Raw genomic sequence first — 18,675 nt, forward strand, 5'->3', positions numbered from 1 at the left:
GGCATCACCCGGCGTTTTTCATCTACTTACGCGATCGATCAGCCCAACAGATGCGACACGCCGCTGCGCTCTTCTTCCAGCTCGGCCAGGGTCTTGTCGATGTACTTCTGGCTGAAGTCGTCGATCGGCAGATTCTTGACCAGGGTGTACTCGCCGTTGGCGGTGGTCACCGGGAAACCGAAGATCACGCCTTCCGGAATGCCATAGGAGCCGTCGGACGGCACGCCCATGGTCACCCACTTGCCGTTACTGCCCAGTACCCAATCACGCACGTGATCGATGGCGGCATTGGCGGCCGACGCTGCCGAGGACAGACCGCGCGCTTCGATGATCGCCGCGCCGCGCTTGCCCACGGTCGGGATGAAGGTGGACGCATTCCATTCCTGATCGTTGATCGCAGCGCCGATGGACGCGCCATCGGCGGTCGCGAAACGGTAGTCCGGGTACATGGTCGGGCTGTGGTTGCCCCACACCACCAGCTTCTCGATGCCGCCGACCGGCTTGCCGAGCTTTTGCGACAGCTGGCTCAGCGCGCGGTTGTGGTCCAGACGCAGCATGGCGGTGAAGTTCTTCGGGTTCAGATCCGGCGCGGACTTCATCGCAATGTAGGCATTGGTGTTGGCAGGGTTGCCGACCACCAGCACCTTGACGTCGCGCTTGGCGACCTTGTTCAGGGCTGCGCCCTGCGCGGTGAAGATCTTGGCGTTCTCCAGCAAAAGGTCCTTGCGCTCCATGCCCGGGCCGCGCGGACGCGCGCCGACCAGCAGGGCGACGTCGATGTCCTTGAATGCCACGTCGGCGTCGTCGGTGCCGACCACGCCAGCCAGCAACGGGAAGGCGCAATCTTCCAGTTCCATGATCACGCCCTTGAGCGCAGTCTGGGCCTTTTCATTGGACAGTTCCAGCAATTGCAGGATCACCGGCTGATCCTTGCCCAGCATTTCGCCGGAGGCGATGCGGAACAGCAGGGCATAGCCGATCTGGCCGGCAGCGCCGGTCACAGCAACACGAACGGGTGCTTTCATTGGGAGTTTCCTCTGCTAAAAAAGTTGTTGGGGGTGCACGCTGGCGGGGCCACACAGCCAGGCGGCGCGCTGTGACAAGCGAACGGCCGCACAAGGCGGCCGTTCGGGTAACGACATCAGGCGGCGAGGATCTTGTTCCACTCCGCGACGCGGTCGGCCTTGGCGGCCAGCACCGCGTCGGTATCGCCTTCGATAGTCACCTTATTGATGACATCGCCCTGGGCGACGGCATCGACCACGTCCAGGCCCTGACTGACCTTGCCGAACACGGTGTGCTTGCCATCCAGCCACGAGGTAGCGGTGTGGGTGATGAAAAACTGGCTGCCATTGGTGTTCGGACCGGCATTGGCCATGGAAAGCACGCCGCGCTCGTGACCGACGCCGTTGTTGGCTTCGTCCTCGAAGCGGTAGCCAGGGCCGCCGCGACCGGATCCCTCAGGGCAGCCGCCCTGGATCATGAAGTCGGCGATGACGCGGTGGAAGCTCAGGCCGTCATAGAACCCGCGCTGGACCAGGTTGACGAAGTTGGCAACGGTCAGCGGGGCCTTGTCGGCGAACAGCTCGACAGCAATCGGGCCTCTGGCGGTGTCGAAATGGGCAATCAGGGACATGGAAATCCTTGCAGGTTTCAGGGTATATGACAGCCCATTAGGATACACCCGAGCGCGCAAGCGGCCGTGCAGGCTACGACCATGGTCGGGAGTCGCACGGCAAGCTGAATGGGCGATTTGAACCGCCCGGCAGCCGGCCGCAACGGCGTGGCAACGAAACCGCTATAATGCCGGGCTTACCTCATCTCAAGACTGGCGCCAGACAGGGGCCCTTTCCGCATGTCTATTGAAAAACTCCGCAATATCGCCATTGTCGCGCACGTTGACCATGGCAAGACCACCCTCGTCGACTGCCTGCTGAAGCAGTCCGGCACCCTGTCCGAACGCACCGTGTTGGCTGAGCGCGTGATGGACAGCAACGATCAGGAAAAGGAACGTGGCATCACGATCCTGGCCAAGAACACAGCCATCACCTGGAACGGCAATCGCATCAACATCGTCGATACCCCCGGACACGCCGACTTCGGTGGCGAAGTCGAGCGCGTGCTGTCGATGGTGGACTCGGTACTGATCCTGGTCGATGCGATGGACGGCCCGATGCCGCAGACACGCTTCGTAACCCAGAAGGCCTTCGCGATGGGCTTCAAGCCGATCGTGGTGGTCAACAAGGTCGACCGTCCCGGCGCACGCCCGGACTGGGTGATCGACCAGGTGTTCGACCTGTTCGACAAGCTCGGCGCAACCGACGAGCAGCTGGATTTCCCGATCGTCTACACCTCCGCATTGAACGGCTACGCCAGCCTGGATTCGGACGTGCGCGACGGCGACATGACCCCGCTGTACGAAGCGATCATGCAGCACGTGTCAGCACCTGACGTGGATCCGGACGGCCCGTTCCAGATGCGCATCAGCCAGTTGGACTACAGCAACTTCGTCGGCGTGATCGGCATCGGCCGCATCCAGCGTGGCGTGTTGAAAAAGAACATGCCGGTCAGCGTGATCGACCGCGAAGGCAAGAAGCGTCAGGGCAAGGTACTGCAAGTGCTGGGTTTCCTCGGACTTGAGCGCATCGAGCAGGACACCGCCGAGGCCGGCGACATCGTCGCCATTTCCGGCGTGGCCGAGCTGACCATCTCCGACACCGTGTGCGCGCTTGACGCCCCGGAAGGTCTGCCGCCGTTGACCGTCGATGAGCCGACCATCTCGATGACCTTCCAGGTCAACAACTCGCCGTTCGCCGGCAACAAAGACCTGTCCGGCGGCAAGTTCCTGACCAGCCGCCAGCTGCGCGACCGTCTGGACCGCGAGAAGGTGCACAACGTGGCACTGAAGGTCGAGGAAGGCTCCGACGCCGACAAGTTCTTGGTCTCCGGCCGTGGCGAACTGCATCTGTCGGTGCTGATCGAAAACATGCGTCGTGAAGGCTATGAGCTGGCCGTGTCGCGTCCGGAAGTGATCGTCAAGGAGATCGACGGCAAGCAAATGGAGCCAATCGAACAGCTCGTTGTGGACATCGAAGAACAGCACCAGGGTGGCGTGATGGAAAAGCTGGGCACCCGCAAAGGCCAGCTGAAGAATATGGAGCCGGACGGCAAGGGCCGCGTGCGTCTGGATTACATGATCCCGGCACGCGGTCTGATCGGCTTCCAGAACGAGTTCCGCACCCTGACGCAGGGCTCGGGCCTGCTGTTCCACGTGTTTGACCATTACGGCCCGAAGGAACAGGGCGCGATCGCCAAGCGCCAGAATGGCGTGATGATTGCCAACGCACCGGGCGCAACGCCGGCCTATGCGCTGGGGCCGCTGGAAGAGCGTGGCCGTCTGTTCGCTGCCGAAGGCGATAACGTGTACGAAGGTCAGCTGATCGGCATCCACTCCAAGGACAACGATCTGACCGTCAACGCCATCAAGACCAAGCCGCTGACCAACATGCGCGCGTCGGGCAAGGACGATGCGATCAAGCTGACTCCGGCGATCAAGTACACGCTGGAACAGGCACTGGACTTCATCGAAGACGACGAGCTGGTTGAAGTCACCCCGAAGGAAATCCGCCTACGCAAGAAGTTCCTGACCGAAAGCGACCGTAAGCGCGCTGGCCGTTCGGGCTGAGTTGTCAGGTCGACAAGCGTGAGCAACAAGCCCTACAGCCCGGATCCGCATGCGCATCCGGGACTACACGTGATCGCCTTGCTAGAGGCGGTCAAGGGGACGCTTGCGCTGCTGGCGGCAACGGGCCTGGAAATTCTGGGCCCGCTCCCGCTGCAAAACGCGGTCAGCACTATGATCCGCCGTTTCAATCTGGATCCCGAGCACGGCGCACTGCCGTCGTTGCTCAAGACCATCAGCCCCGATGCGGTGCATCTGGCTGCTGCCGCGATGCTGGCTTACGGCCTGCTGCATATCGTGGAAGCCTGGGGCCTGTGGCGTGCCAAGGCATGGGCTTCGGTATTGGGCTGCCTGTCAGCGGCCATTTATTTACCCTTCGATATCTACGCCATCGTCCGCCATCCCGGCTGGACCGCCTGGGGCGTGCTGGCGATCAATCTGTTTGTGGTCGGCGTGCTTGCGCGCGATCTGTTCCGACGTCGCTGAGCAAACCCTGCCCGTCTGCGGGTACTTCATCCGTCGTCGCCCCCGACGCAGCACCTTTAGCCCGCGGAAGCTGACCGTCAATGCGACCCACCGCTTTAGAGTGGCTAACAACATGTAGCGAGCAGTGCGGACGGCGCTGAGAAACCGCGGTATACGCGTGGTACATGAGAATTTCGAACACCGGCCGCACCCGTCTGGCGGTGAGCGAAGTAGTTTTGTCAGCCAGTCTTAATTCGTCGCCATAGGCTCGCCGTCTTCGGCCCCGGGCGAGCGCACGCTCTCCTGGGCGATCGGCTCGGCGACGCGCGACGGCGGCTTTTCCTGTGCGGCGATTTCGGCGCGGATCCTCGGCAGCGCGTAGGCATGCTCGCGGGTCAGGAAGTCGATCATGCGCTCGCGCACGATGCAGCGCAGATCGAACGCATCGCCGGAATTGCGCGCACTCACCAGCAGGCGCAGCTGGATCGTGCTCTCGCTGGTCTCGGTCACCTGGGTCACGCACACGCGCCCATCCCATAGCGGTTCGCTCTGGCAGATGCGCTCCAGTTCCACGCGTACTGCCGCGATCGGCGTGCGGTAGTCCAGCCACAGAAATGCGGTGCCGAGCAGATCGGCGCTACTGCGCGTCCAATTCTGGAACGGATGCTCGATAAACCAGGTCAGCGGCACCACCATGCGCCGCTCGTCCCAGATCCGCACCACCACATACGAGCTGCCGATCTCTTCGATACGGCCCCACTCGCCCTCCACGATCACCACATCGTCCAGCCGGATCGGCTGGGTCAACGCGATCTGCAGCCCAGCAATCAGATTGCCGAACACCGGCTTGGCCGCGATACCGGCCACCAGCCCGATGATGCCGGCCGAGGCAAGCAACGTCTTGCCGATCTGGCGTACCTGTTCAAAACCCAGTAACACGACCGAGATGCCGAGCAGGATCACCGCGCCCATCACTACGCGGCTCAACACCCGCGTCTGGGTCTGGATACGCCGTGCGGTGAGGTTATCGGAGACTTCGATCGGATTGCTGCGCAGGATCGCCGCCTCGCCCGCCGCCACCGCTCGTACCAATAACCAGGTAATGCAGCCGACGATTCCCACATGCAGCAGGTTCTGCAGTGCCGTGAGCCCCTTGCCCTCCAGCGGCGTTGCTTCGGCCGCAATAAGCAAAAACAACAACGGCAGAATGACTGCCGCCGGCAGCGTAATCACGCGAATGATGCGCGCACGGCGGTAGTCGCGACCCTGCATGCGGCGAAACAGCCACAGCATCAGCGACCAGGTCACGATGCCCGCCAGCAGCGCGGCAACGAGCGGGATTGCATATTCGCCGATGACGTTCCAATTGGCAGTCAAACCGTTCCTCCTGTGGGGGGGAAAGAGGGATGGCTGCCAGAGCATGCCGCAAGCGTAATGAGCATCACGTTATACGCTCATGCCGATCACGCACCCAGCGGCTGCGAGGGCACCTGTTGTTGCTTGCGCACGATCGCCATCGCGATCTCCAGCGACTGCTCATAGTTCAGGCGCGGATCCACGCTGGAACGATACGCGCGCTCCAGATCGCGCTCGGTCAATTCGCGCGCACCACCGGTACACTCGGTGACGTCTTCGCCGGTCAGTTCCAGGTGCACACCGCCCAGCCGCGTGCCGGCCGCTGCATGCAGATCGAACGACAGCTCGACTTCGCTGCGGATATTATCGAAACGCCGGGTTTTATAGCCATTTCCGGTGCTTTCGGTATTGCCGTGCATCGCGTCGCAAACCCACAGCACCCGGCGCCCGTCGCGCTTGACCGCATCCAGCAACCGCGGCAGTTTCTCGGCGATCTGCGCCGCGCCCATGCGATGGATGAAGCTCAAGCGCCCAGGTTCGTTTTCCGGATTAAGCACATCGATCAGACGCAGCAACTGATCCGGCTGCACCGACGGCCCCACCTTGATCGCGATCGGGTTACGCACGCCGCGCAGATATTCCACATGCGCACCATCCAGCGCGGCAGTGCGCATGCCAATCCACGGGTAATGCGTGCTGAGATTGAACCAGCCCCACTGACGAGGTACCTGACGGGTCAGGCCTTCCTCGTACGGCAGCAACAGCGCTTCATGCGAGGTGTAGAAGTCGATGCGATTGAGGTTGTACACCTGCGCTCCGGACAAGGTTTCCATGAAGCGCACCGCATCGCCGATCGAGGACACCATCTTCTGGTAGTCCGCCGCCAGCGGCGAATAGCCCACCCAATCTAAATTCCAGTATTCGGGGTGATGCAGGTCGGCGAAGCCGCCGTCGATCAACGCGCGCACGAAGTTCATCGTCATGGCCGAGCGCGAATGCGCGGTGATCATGCGGCGCGGGTCGGGCACGCGTGCGGCTTGGGTGAACGCCGGCGCATTGATCACATCGCCGCGGTAACTCGGCAAGGTCACCCCATCGCGGGTTTCGTTATCGGCCGACCGCGGCTTGGCATACTGGCCAGCGAAGCGACCCACGCGTACCACCGGCAAGTGCAAGCCATGCACCAGCACCAGACTCATTTGCAGCAACACCTTCAAGCGATTGGAGATCGTGCCCGATTCGCAATCGCTGAAATTCTCGGCGCAATCGCCGCCCTGCAACAGGAAGCGCTTACCCTCTTGCGCCTCCGCCAGTTGGCGCTTGAGCGCGAAGATTTCCCACGAGGTCACCAGCGGCGGCAGCTGCCCCAACTCGTCCATCGCGGCCTGCATCGTAGCCTGGTCCGGGTAAACCGGCAGCTGCAGCGCGGGTTTGCCGCGCCAGCTGTCCGGCGCCCACGACGAGGCAGTGGAGTCGGAAACGCGAGATGGGGCGGAAAGATTCATGACAAAGCTCCTGGGCAGCCTGTGATGGTGGCAGAGCCGGATCGCCACGCAAAGCACCCTGCACAGCGGATCGCCAAGGCGCGGTTGGATGGTTCAGCCGCCGAGGACGGGCGCTCCATCAATGAACGCGACTGAACGGCGAGCAAGCCGTCCAGGCAAGCATGACTTTCGGCCCAGGCTCGCGCCCACCTGTGAATAGAATGTTATGAGATAACACAGCATCCCCTTAGCCGCCGCCCCTCGCCTCATCTCCGTTGCCATTGTTTCCACCCTGCTGACCTCACCTGCCGATGCGGCGCCCCCAAGCACGACCGATCTGGATACCGTCAACCTCATCGCCAAGCTCGAAGCGGCGCGCAACGCCTGTCGCCGGATATCGGCGGCAGCCAGTACGCCATCACCGCCGAAGACATCGATCGCCTTCCCACCCCGCTCAACCAGGTGCTGCTGCAAGCACCAGGCGTAGTAAAGGATTCGTATTGGCGGCATCCACGTCCGCAGAGACCATACCAACCAGCAGTAACGCATCAAAGGGCGTGATGCTGCCCGAGTCCATCTCCGGCTTCGACCAGAGCCCGGAGCCAGGTGGACCGCAGCGACCGCGCTAATACGGCGCAAGCCGACTTTTCCATGCCCTGGGGACAGCGGCGCGCATGCCTTGCGCTACGGCCTGAATAGCACTTGAGAACACGCCATCGCTAGCAACAATTCTTATTCCGAGCACCGGCCGCACCCGCCTGGCGGCTGCGCAGCAGTTTTGTTAGCCGCTCTAAATCCGAGTCCTACTCAGGGCGGGGAGATGTCGGCACGCAGCCAGACAGACACACGCATCACCGGTTTCCGGTAAGCGCGCGGGCGCACCAGGCGGCCTGGAAGACTGCGGTAGCCGAGGCCACGTTGAGGCTTTCGACCTTGCCACTGCCGCGGATCGACAACTGCAGGTCGCAATCGCGTGCGAACTGGCGGTCCATGCCTTCGCTCTCTGCGCCCATCACATACACCAGCCGCTGCGGCAACGCTGCGGCGAACACATCCTGACCGCCGTCGACCAGCGTCGCAGCCACCGCGAAGCCGGCCTGACGCAACTGCGCCACCGCCAGCGCAGTCTCGGGGAGCTGCACCAGCGGCACCGCTTCGGCACCACCTTCTGCCACACGTGCCGCTGCGCCGGACAACCCCAGCGTGGAGCCGGCAGGCAACAACAAACCGGCCACGCCGAAATGCGCGGACGAACGCAGGATCGCGCCGAAGTTATGCGGATTGCCCACGCCATCCAGCCACAGCGCCAGCGCCGGGCCCTGCGGCAATGCTGCCAGCCAATCGTGCAACGGTTGCGGTGACACGCGCAGCACCTCGGCCACCACACCCTCGTGGTGCGTACTGGCGGCAAGCTTGCTCAGATCAGCATCTTCCACCACGCGGTAGCCGATACGTTGCGCGACGCACCAAGCCAGCAGCGCCTTGCACTGCGGGATGCGCGCCTCGCTCAGATAAATTTTGCGCAGGGCTTCCGGACGCGCCTTGAACACGGCTTGCACCGCATTGATGCCGTACAGCCGCACTTCGCATGCGTTGCCGCCTACCCGTGCCGATGCGGATGGCGCGTGCTGCGCTGGTGCCTGCTGCGCAGGTGCGCGCGGCGCGGCGCGGCCCCAGGGGTTACCGCCGCCATCACACGGCGGTCGCCCGCCTCGTCCGTCATGCTGTGTCATCGTCGTATCCAAAAGTTCGTGTTTCTTGCAGTGCCGGGAAGGCCGTTTTCGCTCCTTCCCGCTATTGCTGTGTTGGTCGTCCTGCCAACGCCGACAGGGCCGGTGGTGCGGGAGCCGTGACGAAGATGGTAAGCCACTGCTGCGATGAGCCGTGTGTGACGGTCGGGATGAGGTAAGTTCCCAAGCTTGCCGGCTGTTCGACGCCCCAGGTGGCGCAACACGAATCTAAGGCCGCCGCACGCCCTCCCCCAGCTTTTCAAGCTCATGAGTCGCGGTCTATCTCAGTAAGGGAGATCTAGCAAACTCACATCGTTCGAGGCGGTGGCGAAATCGACTGTTCGCGTTGCTGCCCTTGTTGCCGGGATTGCTGTTCTCGCTGCGTCTCAATCACGGACCGGAACTGTTCCAGGGAGTACTCGGCTTGCCGTGCGATGGCATCACCGATCTTCATGCGCACTTTTTCATGTGCATGACAGGCCAACTTGCCCTCGACCAGAAACACGTACTTGCCCGGTCCTTGAGACGTTGTTTCCTGACTCAACATGACCTGATCGATCCTCGACCGCCCGTTCTCTTTCGCAAGCTACCCGCTGCTCGCTGCCAGGCGAGCGCTGTTGTCGTCATAGTCGCGGCCGAGGTCCTGCTCAAGGCTGCGAACGGATTCTTCTGTCTGGCGGTGCGGTGAATCCTACGATTGAAAAAGCCGGCCATGCGTAGGCACCGCCTGCCGCAGTTCAGGCCGCTCAGGTTGCGCTGGCTTATCTCAGCCCACGCAATGGGGCTGCGCGTGGATCAATATGCAGCAGCAGCTCGCTTGAGCCATCCGAGCTATTGCGAATGATATCGGTCGTCCCATCTTGATGAAGCACCCGGACCAGATTTTCACGAGGTGCGTCGGACCAGACCCCGCCGACAAATGCATGACCTTGACCATCACGATTCCAAACGACAAGGTCGTTGCCATATACGTTAAGACCGGCTGTGAACTGATGATTTCTCTCTGCGTGTGGACGACCAAACGCATGGTTCGCCCCCTGATCCACTACGTGGATAAAGGCGGGAGCTTCAGTATTTTGCAGGAACAACGTTTTCATAACACCGTAGTGGTGAGATATCTCGGGCGCTCCGCGACCGTCGCGTGCGTCGACTGGATTGATCAACGGATCGGCGACCACACTCTGATACGCCGCACGCAGCGGATTTTTGGCATTCGCTGCACGCAGCAGATTGATACGCCCAGGGTTCCGTAGACACTCAAGACCCTCGTTGCGCGTAGCGCCGTTCAAACTCTACAGGGGACAGGTCGCCAGTTGAACCGTGGCGGCGGTTGGGGTTGTAGAACATCTCGATGTAGTCGAATACCTCGGCGCGAGCGGCGTCCTTGGTGGAATAGGTCCGCCGCCTGATCCGCTCGCGTTTGAGCAGTCCGAAGAAGCTCTCCACGGGTGCGTTGTCGTGGCAGTTGCCACGCCGACTCATGCTGCACACCACGCCATGGGACGCCAGGAAACTGCGCCAGTCATCGCTGGTGTAGACAGACCCTTGGTCCGAATGAACCAAGCAACCAGCGTTGGGTTTGCGCCGCCACACCGCAGACAACAAGGCCTGCACGACCAACTCGGTGTCGGCCCGATCGCGCATCGCCCAGCCGACGACCTGCCGGGAAAACAGATCGATCACAACAGCCAGGTACATCCAGCCTTCATGCGTGCGGATGAAGGTGAAATCGCTCGCCCAGGCTGTGTCCGGCTCAGTCACGTCGAACTGTCGGTCAAGCAGGTTGGCCGCCGCCTTGCACTGCATTCCTCCATGGAAGCGCGGTTTGCGACCATAGCCCACCTGGGCACGCAGTCCCTCGGTGCGCATCAGCCGATGCACCCGATGGCGACTGCAACGCTCACCCAGATCGCGCAGATCCCTGGTGATCTTGCGATGCCCATAGACACTGCCGCTGGCCAGCCAGTGGTGCTTGATCAGTCCAAGCAAGCGCCCATCTTCCTTGGCGCGCTCACTGTTGGGCGAGCACAACCAGGCGTAATAGCCCGACCGGTTGACCCGCAATACCCGGCACATCGCACACACCCTGAATTCCCCACAGTGGGCTTGCATGAAGGCGTACTTTGCCCTTACCCCTTGGCAAAGTACGCGGCGGCCTTTTTTAGGATGTCGCGCTCCTCGGTCACTCGACGCAACTCTGCCTTCAGCCGCCGAACCTCGGCGCTCTGGTCCACCTCGGCGCGCTGCACCACGCCAGGCTTGCCGAACTTGCGCAGCCAGGCGTAGAGGCTGTGCGTGGTGAGACCCAGTCGCTCCGCGACTTCTGCCACCTTGAAACCACGATTGGTCACTTGCCGGACCGCCTCGATCTTGAATTCATCCGTATACCGCTTGCTGCTCATAGACACCTCCGAATTGACCATTTTCCATGGCCTTGAGATGTCTAGGAAACCCTGGGCGTATCACGCCCACCACCTCAACGACGCTTTGAATGCGGCAATACGGCTGATTGAAGATCACTTCGACAAGCTCGCAGCTGTAGGCTTTCGGCGCATGGTCGCGCGCCTGGGCCTCCAATCCGCCAATTGCCTCGATCTTCGCCGTCGTCCATGCAGCCGTCTCCGCAACAGCAGCGAGCATGTAGTGAATCCATTCGGCCCAATAGCCATGCCGCGTCACATCCAGTAGCAGGCGGTAATAGTCGCTGCGATGGCGGATGATGTAATGGGATAGATAGAGCACTGGCAAGTCAAGCAGCCCTTGCTCAATGAGCATCAGCAGATTCAAGACACGCCCCGTACGGCCATTGCCATCGGTGAATGGGTGAATCGCTTCGAATTGATAGTGCGCGACAGCCAGACTAATCAATGGATCGACGTCGGTGTTCTCATGGATAAAGCGTTCCCAGTTGGCCATTTTGTCGCGCAGTAGCATTTCGCCAACCGGCGGCGTGTAGAGGCTCTGCTGGGTCTGGACGTTGGCCAGGGCAGTCCCTGGGCACGCGACGGATCTGCATTTGCACCGCCTTGATCCGGCTACAGACGACGACAGCGGTATCCTTACACAAAGGCCGCTGCTGTAGCGACTGAAGTCCTTCGTAGAGCGCACTGCGGTAACGCAACGCTTCCTTGGTGGCAGGCTTTTGTGCCTTGTCCTGATCTTCGGCGTAGCGGAGCAGTTCGTCCGTCGTCGTCACGATGTTCTCGATCTCGGAACTGGCCTGAGCCTCGAGCATTGGAATTGTATTGATCAGTACTGTGGGATTTGGCAGCAACGCTGTTGCCTGTTTCAGCTCGGCCAATGCAGTTCACGCATTGATGCAAGCCTTGAGCAGGTTCCGCGTTCGATATCTCCCGCTGGTGGAAGCAGCGGGAGCTCGTTGTGAGGGAGCTCAGCGTTAAACTTCGATACGCTTTCCATGCCTGCCTCACTCATGTTGTTGTATCGAACATGATGAGAGAACGTGTATTAAAAATCCAATTTTTTTAACACGTCCCTGCACCCATCGACCCAGGACTCCGTCACCAGACCACTTCCGCCATCGAGCAATTCAGCCCCGAGCCAATGCCCAGCAGCGCAATCCGGTCGCCTTTCTTCAGGCGGCCCAGTTCCTTGAGCTTGCTCAACACGATCGGTACCGACGCCGGGCCGATGTTGCCGTGTTCGCCGAAGATGGTCATGACCTTGGCCGGATCGATGCCGAACGATTTCACGAACGCGGCAGTGTGCGGGCGGCTGACCTGGTGGATGACGAACTGGTCCAGCTCGTCCACCGCCCAGCCCAGCACCTGGCGGGCCGCTACGAAGGTCTTCTGCGCTAGTTTGATGCCCTCGATCAGCAACAGGCGGGTGTCGGTGACCATGCGGTCAAGGTTGCCCCGGCACAGCTTGTTCCATTCGGTGGCCGAGCGGGTCACGCCGCCCTTGTAGCGCGGCGCGTCGGGCACCAGCTCGGTGCGCGCCATCACCATGGCGGCGGCACCGCATCCCAGCGTCAGCGCGGCCAGTTCGTTGCGGAACTCTTCCGCGGTGACGTCCGGCGAGGTCATGCGCTCGAGAGTCTTCTCGTAGACCAGGTTGGCGGTCTCTCCATCGACGACCAGCGCGTAGTCGATCTCGCCGCGTTCCAGCATGCGCGCGGCGATGTCCATGCCATTGATGAAGGCAAGGCAGGCGTTAGCCACGTCGAAGGTGACGCAGTGCTCGCCCACGCCCAGGTTGCCGGACACGATGGAGGCCGTGGACGGCTCCAGGTAGTCCCGACTCACCGAGGTGTTGATCAACAGGCCGATCTTCTCGATGCCGATACCGGCGTCGAGCAATGCCTTGCGCGCGGCCAGGGTGGCTGCGTCCGATGCCTGGACATCCTGGTCCCACAAGCGCCGTGCATGGATACCGGCAACATCGCCCAATACATCGGTCTTGATCCCGAGGCGGTCGTAGGTCGGTTGCAGGCGCTCGTTGATTTCCTTGGAAGTCAGCGTGTGCGGCGCATCAATGTGCGCCAGTCCCGCGATGGAGACGTTCTGGAAGAGCATCGAAGTAGCGCCATGGCGTCAGGCGAGGGGGCGCTAGTCTAGCTGCTGGCCGCTTTTACCGCATCTTTACAATTTAACGGCACGCGCGCCAGCCCAACGGTTCAGCGCGGCGGGCAGCGGAACGCGTTGAAACGCTGGCTACCGTCGGCCGGGTCACCCTGCGCTTGCACCGCATTGGCATTGGCACCCGGCGCCTCGTTACGTGCCAGCGTTTCCAGTTCTTCCTGCACGCGCAGCGGGTTGCGGTTGTAGAAACCAACCTTGCTCTTGACCGTCACCACCACCTCGCCCTGCTGCTGACATCCAGCTGGCGCAGGGCCTGCGGGCAGGACCTGCACACTTTTGCCACTTTGTTCGATCGGCACCCAGGTGCAGGCCGCGGTGGTGGTGGCAAACAGAACAGACAGCATCAGCACGCGCATAAGTCACAACACCTGAGGGAAAACCGGATTGTGCCGCAGTTGCCCATTCGCAATCAGGCCCGGCCTGCACCTGCAACGCCCCCATTCAGCGCCCTGAACTGCTTCTAGAACGACCGCAATACCCTGTTCGCCGCAGTGTCCGCCGTTCTCCGACTCTTCCGGGTGTCCGGACGCGGAAACTTCCGCGCCGCAAAAGCTACTTTCAAAACAACATGATGCTATGGGCTCGTCGTTTGCTTTAATTCCATCAGCAAACGCCACATGCACCCGAAAGTGACTTCTCGCTGAATAAAAGAAATTCGCTCCGAAAATTCTTGCTCCGGCCAGGCCGCTGCCGCAATCGGTGCGCTGGTGGGCCCGGTCTGCGTCAACCTGCCGCAGCGGCAGCCCTCACCGTTCGAACTGGAAGCATTGGCCAACGCCGCCATCAGCCTTACTAAGCGCACACGCAGCTACACTTGCGCGCATGCCAGCACCCGTCCTCCATGTCATCTTGTTTCAGCCCGAAATTCCGCCCAATACGGGCAATGTGATCCGCCTGTGCGCCAATACCGGCGCGCGCTTGCACCTGATCGAGCCGCTTGGCTTCGACCTCAGCGACAAACAGCTCAAGCGCGCCGGGCTGGACTATCACGAATACGCAACACTGCAGGTGCATGCCGACCTGCCCAGCGCACTGGCCGCGATCGCGCCCAAACGCGTGTTTGCATTGAGCACCCGTAGCACGGTGCGTTACGACACACCCCAGTTCGCCGATGGCGATGCGTTCTTGTTCGGCCCGGAAACGCGCGGCTTGCCGGCTGAGGTACTTGAGTCGCTCCCGCCGCAGCACCGGCTACGTGTGCCGATGCGCGCTGACAACCGCAGCCTCAATCTGTCCAACACTGTGGCGGTGATGGTGTTCGAAGCATGGCGGCAGTGGAATTTCCACGGCGGCCAGTAAACCTGGCGATCAAATGACGGCGTCACTGCCAAGCACTGCCCCAGCATCACGTCGCCATGCGCGGCATCGTCCGGCGTCGCGGCATGGTGGCGATCTGATCTGGTTGCGGATCTCGTGCGCCACCGTTGCCGTCATGCGTCCCAAGCGGCCAGACGTTCATGCCGCGACAGCTCATCGGCCAGCCGACGCGTCTGCACCGAGGCCTGCGCCTAGTCGGTCACGGCGGCACCAAGTCGATTCAGTTCCGGGGCGCCGGTGACCGGAATCTGTGGCGTCTGAAGTGTCGGCGGCCAGCGCCTGCTGGATGCGATGCAAACGTTGACTCCAACGGCGCACCAAAACGCCCAACGCAATCGCCGCCACCGCTACCATCGCAAAGATCAGCAGCATGCCGAGCACCAACAGCCGCCACACATCCGAGGTGCTGGCCGGCAGACGCGAGATGGTCCATGCCGCCGTGTCGGACGTCATCGGGCAGGCACCGATCAACAGCACCTGCCGACTGCCATCACGGCGAAACTGCACGACCTTGTTACCCACCGCACTTTGCCGCGCGGTACTGACAATCGTGGTCCACTCGGACGCGTGAATATCGGTCTTGTGAGCGCTGCCGTCCTAGGTGGGATACGCGTACGTAATGAACCCTTTATCCAGGTTCCATACACAGCCCTCCACGCCAGGCGCCTCGGCTAGTACCAACTGCACCACCACTGCCGCCAACCCCGCCTCCATTGTCGCCACGACGCGCCGCGTCGCTTGCGCCGACATAACACTGCACGATGCACGTGCACTGGACAGTCAATTGCTGGCGCGCTTCGTCCAACCGCACGCCTTCGGTCTGCCGGTACAACCCGTACAACATCGTGCCATGCCCACGCAGGCGGCCACGATCACCAACCAGATCGGCAGCAGTTGTCGCAACAGCGAACGAGGGATGAGCAACGACCCGTAGAGACGGGCGATATCTTCGACACAAGCAGCCGCGTCAGCGAAAGTTGGTCTTGACCAACTCGATCACTTCATCGCCGCGCCCTGTCATTACCGCCTTGAGGAGGTACAAGCCCATGCCCTTGGCCTGTTCAAGTTTGATTGCCGGCGGTGCTGCCAGTTCCTGCGTGGCGATACGCACATCCACCAACGCCGGTCCGGAGTGCACGAATGCTTGGCGCAGTGCTCGCTCCAGCTGTGAGGACTCATCCACCCGGATGCCGAGGATGCCCATTGCATTGCTCATCGCCGCAAAGTCCGGATTGCGCAACTCGGTACCGGTATCCAGATAACCGGCGGCCTTCATCTCCATCGCTACGAATCCCAGCGACGCGTTATTGAACACCACTACCTTTACCGGCAGATTCAACTGCGCCAGCGAGAGAAAGTCGCCCATCAACATCGCAAAACCACCGTCGCCCGACAGCGAGATCACCTGCCGCGCCGGAAACGCCGCCTGCGCGCCCAGTGCCTGTGGCATCGCATTGGCCATCGAGCCGTGGTTGAACGAACCCAGCAAACGGCGCTTGCCGTTCATGCGCAGGTAGCGCGCAGCCCATACCGTCGGCGTGCCGACATCGCAGGTGAACACCGCATCCTGATCGGCGATCTGGCTGATCAGCCGTGTGACGAACTGCGGATGCAACGGCTCGCCCGGATCTGCCGGCACCGCCAGATCGTCAAGTCCTTCGCGCGCCTTTCGGTAATGCGCAAGCGATTTATCCAGGAAGCTGCGCTCCTCGCAACGCTGCAGCTGCGGCAGCAACGCGGCGATGGTTTCGCCCACATCGGCAGCGATGCCCAGCTGCAATGGCGTGCGCCGCCCCAGCGCGCTGGGGTCGCGATCCACCTGCAGGATGGTCGCTTCCTTCGGATAAAACTGCCGATACGGGAAGTCCGTACCCAGCATGATCAAGGTGTCGCAATTGAGCATTGCGTGATAGCCGGAACTAAAACCGATCAGACCAGTCATGCCGACGTCGAACGGGTTCTCCCACTCCATATATTCCTTGCCGCGCAGCGCATGCACGATCGGTGCACCCAACGTGTCGGCCAAGGCCACCACCGCATCATGCGCGCCCGCGCAACCACTGCCGCACAACAAGGTAACCGCCTTGCTGTGCCGCAGCAGCTGGGCCAGTTGCTGCACATCTTCGGCGGCAGGCAAAACGCGCGGTGCGCGCAGCGGCGGCCAGACGGTCGACAGCTGCGTGTCCACTTCCAGCAGCGCAATATCGCCGGGGATCACGAGCACCGCCACGCCTCGCTGCAGGATCGCGGTGCGCATCGCCCGATGCAGCACTTCCGGCAGTTGCGCCGGATTGGTGACCAACTCCACGAAGTGACTGCACTCGCGGAACAATTCCTGCGGATGGGTCTCCTGAAAATAGCTCAGCCCGATCTCAGACGATGGAATGTGCGCGGCAATCGCCAGCACCGGCTGGCGATTGCGATGGCAATCGAACAGCCCATTGATCAAATGCAGATTGCCCGGCCCGCAGCTGCCCGCACACACTGCCAGATGCCCGGTCACCGCAGCCTCGGCGCCGGCCGCGAACGCAGCAACTTCCTCGTGGCGGACGTGCATCCATTCAATGGTCTGCATCTGGCGCAACGCATCGGTCAAGCCGTTGAGGCTGTCGCCGGTTACACCCCAGATCCGTTCGACACCTGCGCTCTGCAGCGTTTCGGCCAGAAACCGCGCCAACGTCTTCTTCTTCGCCACGATGCAGCTCCGCACAAGTCTTAAAGAGTCTGCAATGCTCCCAGCGATGATGTCGGTACAATGTGCTCGCGTGCGAAACTGCGCAAAAGCGCCAACAGTCTTGCATTCCTGAACACGCGTCTCACATTTGCGCCGTGTAACCATAACCACGTCACGCTTTGCACGTGCGCTACGCGCGTTCATATGCAACCACAAGACAGCGGAGCTGAATCTGGCGCGATGATTCATCAACTGGTCAGTCATTAATTCATCTGGCGTTCCATCGAATAACGGAGAATTTACATCTCGGCAGCGAACGGCATTCGCCTCAGCGCCGGCCCAAACCATAAGTACAGGTACCGATCATGAAGAACTCACTGCTGGCCCTCGGCCTTCTTGCAGCCCTGCCGTTTGCGGCCTCCGCTGCTGAAAACCTCTCCTACAACTTCGTCGAAGGCGACTACGTGCGCACTCCGACCGAAGGCCGCGACGCTGATGGTTGGGGCGCGAAGGCTTCCTACGCCGTTGCGCCAAACTTCCACGTGTTCGGCGATTACAGCAAGCAGAACGCTGACGACGACGACAACGTGTTCGATAGCTCCAACTCCGACTTCCAGCAATGGGGCGTCGGTGTGGGCTATAACCACGAGATCGCCACGAGCACCGATTTCGTTGCCCGCGTCGCTTACCGCAAGCTGGACCTAGACACCCCGAACATCAGCTTCGACGGCTACAGCGTTGAAGCCGGTCTGCGTAACGCCTTCGGCGAACACTTCGAAGTCTATGCCCTGGCTGGCTACGAAGATTTCTCCAAGAAGCGTGGCATCGACATCGGTGACAACTTCTACGGCCGCCTTGGCGCCCAGGTGAAGTTGAATCAGAACTGGGGCATCAACGGCGATATCCGTATGGACGGCGACGGCAACAAGGAATGGTCGGTCGGCCCGCGCTTCAGCTGGTAAGCCGCAGCCGACACGTCGGCATGTTTGACCGCAGCGCCCGCGTTTTTCGCGCGCTGCATCAGAAGCCCGGTCACCCGACCGGGCTTCTTTGTTTTGGATAGGGCCGGCAGCCCGTCGTTGCTTGCGCCTCGGAACGCTTTCTTTGGAACGCTTTATTTTGATGGTCGGCAGCGGCGCCGCTCAATGACTGGAAGCCCGCGGTAGCGCAGCGTGGGCCACGGGCTGTGGCGCAGCGTACGGTGTCAGGCAGCGCTGAAGATGCCGCGACGGTTGCAGCGCCAGCACTTCATTCGGGGGGCGAGATGCATGCCACTTTAGCGGCATGCGTCGCGCAACTAGGCTAGTGTTGCCTGGGCAAGACAGAAAACGCCGGTCATTGCCGCGCGTTTTGCTGTTCTAGA

The 18,675-nt window shown here is 61.6% G+C and carries 15 protein-coding genes, 1 other RNA gene and 3 pseudogenes; 6 read left to right on the forward strand and 13 right to left on the reverse strand.

All coding sequences use genetic code 11. The features are described from left to right. Nucleotides 1–38: 38 nt before the first annotated feature. Both PD885_RS17675 and PD885_RS17680 read right to left on the reverse strand, forming a co-directional pair. A complete protein-coding gene (locus PD885_RS17675) occupies nt 39–1,025 on the reverse strand; it encodes a malate dehydrogenase (RefSeq protein ID WP_002814569.1) in 987 nt (328 codons plus the stop codon). A gap of 116 nt (nt 1,026–1,141) precedes the next feature. Beyond that, entirely contained in the window at nt 1,142–1,636 is a 495-nt protein-coding gene (locus PD885_RS17680) for a peptidylprolyl isomerase (RefSeq protein WP_002814567.1), read from the reverse strand. Nucleotides 1,637–1,855: 219 nt separating this feature from the next. On the opposite strand from PD885_RS17680, the gene typA reads away from it, so the two are divergent. Continuing rightward, the gene (typA, locus tag PD885_RS17685) at nt 1,856–3,685 is read left to right on the forward strand and encodes a translational GTPase TypA (protein ID WP_002814565.1); all 1,830 of its coding nucleotides are present in this window, start codon (nt 1,856–1,858) and stop codon (nt 3,683–3,685) included. Between the two features lie 69 nt (nt 3,686–3,754). Then, the gene (locus PD885_RS17690; RefSeq protein ID WP_172402145.1) at nt 3,755–4,168 is read left to right on the forward strand and encodes a DUF2127 domain-containing protein; all 414 of its coding nucleotides are present in this window, start codon (nt 3,755–3,757) and stop codon (nt 4,166–4,168) included. A 102-nt stretch (nt 4,169–4,270) separates the two neighbouring features. On the opposite strand, the gene PD885_RS17695 is transcribed toward PD885_RS17690, so the two are convergent. The 3 genes from PD885_RS17695 to PD885_RS17705 form a co-directional block, all read right to left on the reverse strand. After that, nucleotides 4,271–4,334, reverse strand: a non-coding RNA gene (locus PD885_RS17695) — sX9 sRNA. 62 nt (nt 4,335–4,396) lie between these two features. Next, the gene (locus tag PD885_RS17700) at nt 4,397–5,524 is read right to left on the reverse strand and encodes a mechanosensitive ion channel family protein (protein WP_002814560.1); all 1,128 of its coding nucleotides are present in this window, start codon (nt 5,522–5,524) and stop codon (nt 4,397–4,399) included. An 86-nt stretch (nt 5,525–5,610) separates the two neighbouring features. Continuing rightward, nucleotides 5,611–7,008, reverse strand: a complete 1,398-nt coding sequence (locus tag PD885_RS17705) for a class II 3-deoxy-7-phosphoheptulonate synthase (RefSeq protein WP_002814557.1) — start codon at nt 7,006–7,008, stop codon at nt 5,611–5,613. 220 nt (nt 7,009–7,228) lie between these two features. Here PD885_RS17705 and PD885_RS17710 point away from each other — a divergent pair. Further along, nucleotides 7,229–7,592, forward strand: a pseudogene (locus tag PD885_RS17710) (hypothetical protein); the annotation flags it as partial. 246 nt (nt 7,593–7,838) lie between these two features. Here PD885_RS17710 and PD885_RS17715 read toward each other — a convergent pair. Both PD885_RS17715 and PD885_RS17720 read right to left on the reverse strand, forming a co-directional pair. Next, a complete protein-coding gene (locus tag PD885_RS17715; protein WP_002803817.1) occupies nt 7,839–8,720 on the reverse strand; it encodes a TrmH family RNA methyltransferase in 882 nt (293 codons plus the stop codon). 304 nt (nt 8,721–9,024) lie between these two features. Next, nucleotides 9,025–9,264: a hypothetical protein gene (locus PD885_RS17720; RefSeq protein ID WP_002814551.1), complete on the reverse strand. Its 240-nt coding sequence runs from the start codon at nt 9,262–9,264 to the stop codon at nt 9,025–9,027. Nucleotides 9,265–9,640: 376 nt separating this feature from the next. On the opposite strand from PD885_RS17720, the gene PD885_RS17725 reads away from it, so the two are divergent. Continuing rightward, a complete protein-coding gene (locus tag PD885_RS17725; RefSeq protein WP_145953971.1) occupies nt 9,641–9,970 on the forward strand; it encodes a hypothetical protein in 330 nt (109 codons plus the stop codon). A gap of 4 nt (nt 9,971–9,974) precedes the next feature. On the opposite strand, the gene PD885_RS17730 is transcribed toward PD885_RS17725, so the two are convergent. The 4 genes and pseudogenes from PD885_RS17730 to PD885_RS17745 form a co-directional block, all read right to left on the reverse strand. After that, nucleotides 9,975–11,119 (reverse strand): IS3 family transposase gene (locus tag PD885_RS17730; RefSeq protein WP_088057023.1). Its coding sequence is split into 2 segments (ribosomal slippage): nt 9,975–10,882 and nt 10,882–11,119, totalling 1,146 coding nucleotides; the frame shifts between segments, so codons are not numbered across the junction. Continuing rightward, nucleotides 11,109–12,152: pseudogene (locus PD885_RS17735) on the reverse strand (Fic family protein); the annotation flags it as partial. The gene PD885_RS17730 and the pseudogene PD885_RS17735, both read right to left, overlap by 11 nt. Before the next feature lie 86 nt (nt 12,153–12,238). Then, on the reverse strand, nt 12,239–13,255 hold the full coding sequence (locus PD885_RS17740) for a 3-oxoacyl-ACP synthase III (protein ID WP_002809874.1): 1,017 nt from the start codon (nt 13,253–13,255) through the stop codon (nt 12,239–12,241). Between the two features lie 101 nt (nt 13,256–13,356). Beyond that, nucleotides 13,357–13,677, reverse strand: a complete 321-nt coding sequence (locus PD885_RS17745; RefSeq protein ID WP_002809872.1) for a DUF4156 domain-containing protein — start codon at nt 13,675–13,677, stop codon at nt 13,357–13,359. Nucleotides 13,678–14,143: 466 nt separating this feature from the next. On the opposite strand from PD885_RS17745, the gene PD885_RS17755 reads away from it, so the two are divergent. Continuing rightward, entirely contained in the window at nt 14,144–14,620 is a 477-nt protein-coding gene (locus tag PD885_RS17755) for a tRNA (cytidine(34)-2'-O)-methyltransferase (RefSeq protein WP_002809869.1), read from the forward strand. A 35-nt stretch (nt 14,621–14,655) separates the two neighbouring features. Here the strand turns inward: PD885_RS17755 and PD885_RS21615 are convergent. Together PD885_RS21615 and poxB are read right to left on the reverse strand one after the other, a co-directional pair. Further along, nucleotides 14,656–15,556 (reverse strand): annotated as a pseudogene (locus PD885_RS21615) (two-component sensor histidine kinase); the annotation flags it as partial. A gap of 49 nt (nt 15,557–15,605) precedes the next feature. After that, nucleotides 15,606–17,315, reverse strand: coding sequence for a ubiquinone-dependent pyruvate dehydrogenase (poxB, locus tag PD885_RS17770; RefSeq protein WP_172402140.1), 1,710 nt, complete (start codon nt 17,313–17,315; stop codon nt 15,606–15,608). Between the two features lie 362 nt (nt 17,316–17,677). Here poxB and PD885_RS17775 point away from each other — a divergent pair, with 362 nt between their 5' ends. Then, nucleotides 17,678–18,274 (forward strand): OmpO family porin, encoded by a 597-nt coding sequence (locus PD885_RS17775; RefSeq protein ID WP_002809864.1) that lies wholly within the window; start codon nt 17,678–17,680, stop codon nt 18,272–18,274. The last annotated feature ends 401 nt before the right edge of the window (nt 18,275–18,675 follow it).

The organism is Xanthomonas fragariae, assembly GCF_900183975.1.
GTDB classification, from domain to species: Bacteria; Pseudomonadota; Gammaproteobacteria; order Xanthomonadales; family Xanthomonadaceae; genus Xanthomonas; species Xanthomonas fragariae.

Excerpts from the sequence above, each read along its gene's own strand:
- PD885_RS17775 (WP_002809864.1), top strand. The coding sequence starts at position 17,678 with ATGAAGAACTCACTGCTGGCCCTCGGCCTTCTTGCAGCCCTGCCGTTT.
- PD885_RS17680 (WP_002814567.1), bottom strand. The coding sequence starts at position 1,636 with ATGTCCCTGATTGCCCATTTCGACACCGCCAGAGGCCCGATTGCTGTC.
- PD885_RS17745 (WP_002809872.1), bottom strand. The coding sequence starts at position 13,677 with ATGCGCGTGCTGATGCTGTCTGTTCTGTTTGCCACCACCACCGCGGCC.
- PD885_RS17705 (WP_002814557.1), bottom strand. The coding sequence starts at position 7,008 with ATGAATCTTTCCGCCCCATCTCGCGTTTCCGACTCCACTGCCTCGTCG.
- PD885_RS17715 (WP_002803817.1), bottom strand. The coding sequence starts at position 8,720 with ATGACACAGCATGACGGACGAGGCGGGCGACCGCCGTGTGATGGCGGC.
- PD885_RS17755 (WP_002809869.1), top strand. The coding sequence starts at position 14,144 with ATGCCAGCACCCGTCCTCCATGTCATCTTGTTTCAGCCCGAAATTCCG.
- typA (WP_002814565.1), top strand. The coding sequence starts at position 1,856 with ATGTCTATTGAAAAACTCCGCAATATCGCCATTGTCGCGCACGTTGAC.
- PD885_RS17675 (WP_002814569.1), bottom strand. The coding sequence starts at position 1,025 with ATGAAAGCACCCGTTCGTGTTGCTGTGACCGGCGCTGCCGGCCAGATC.
- PD885_RS17720 (WP_002814551.1), bottom strand. The coding sequence starts at position 9,264 with ATGTTGAGTCAGGAAACAACGTCTCAAGGACCGGGCAAGTACGTGTTT.
- PD885_RS17740 (WP_002809874.1), bottom strand. The coding sequence starts at position 13,255 with ATGCTCTTCCAGAACGTCTCCATCGCGGGACTGGCGCACATTGATGCG.
- PD885_RS17725 (WP_145953971.1), top strand. The coding sequence starts at position 9,641 with ATGACCTTGACCATCACGATTCCAAACGACAAGGTCGTTGCCATATAC.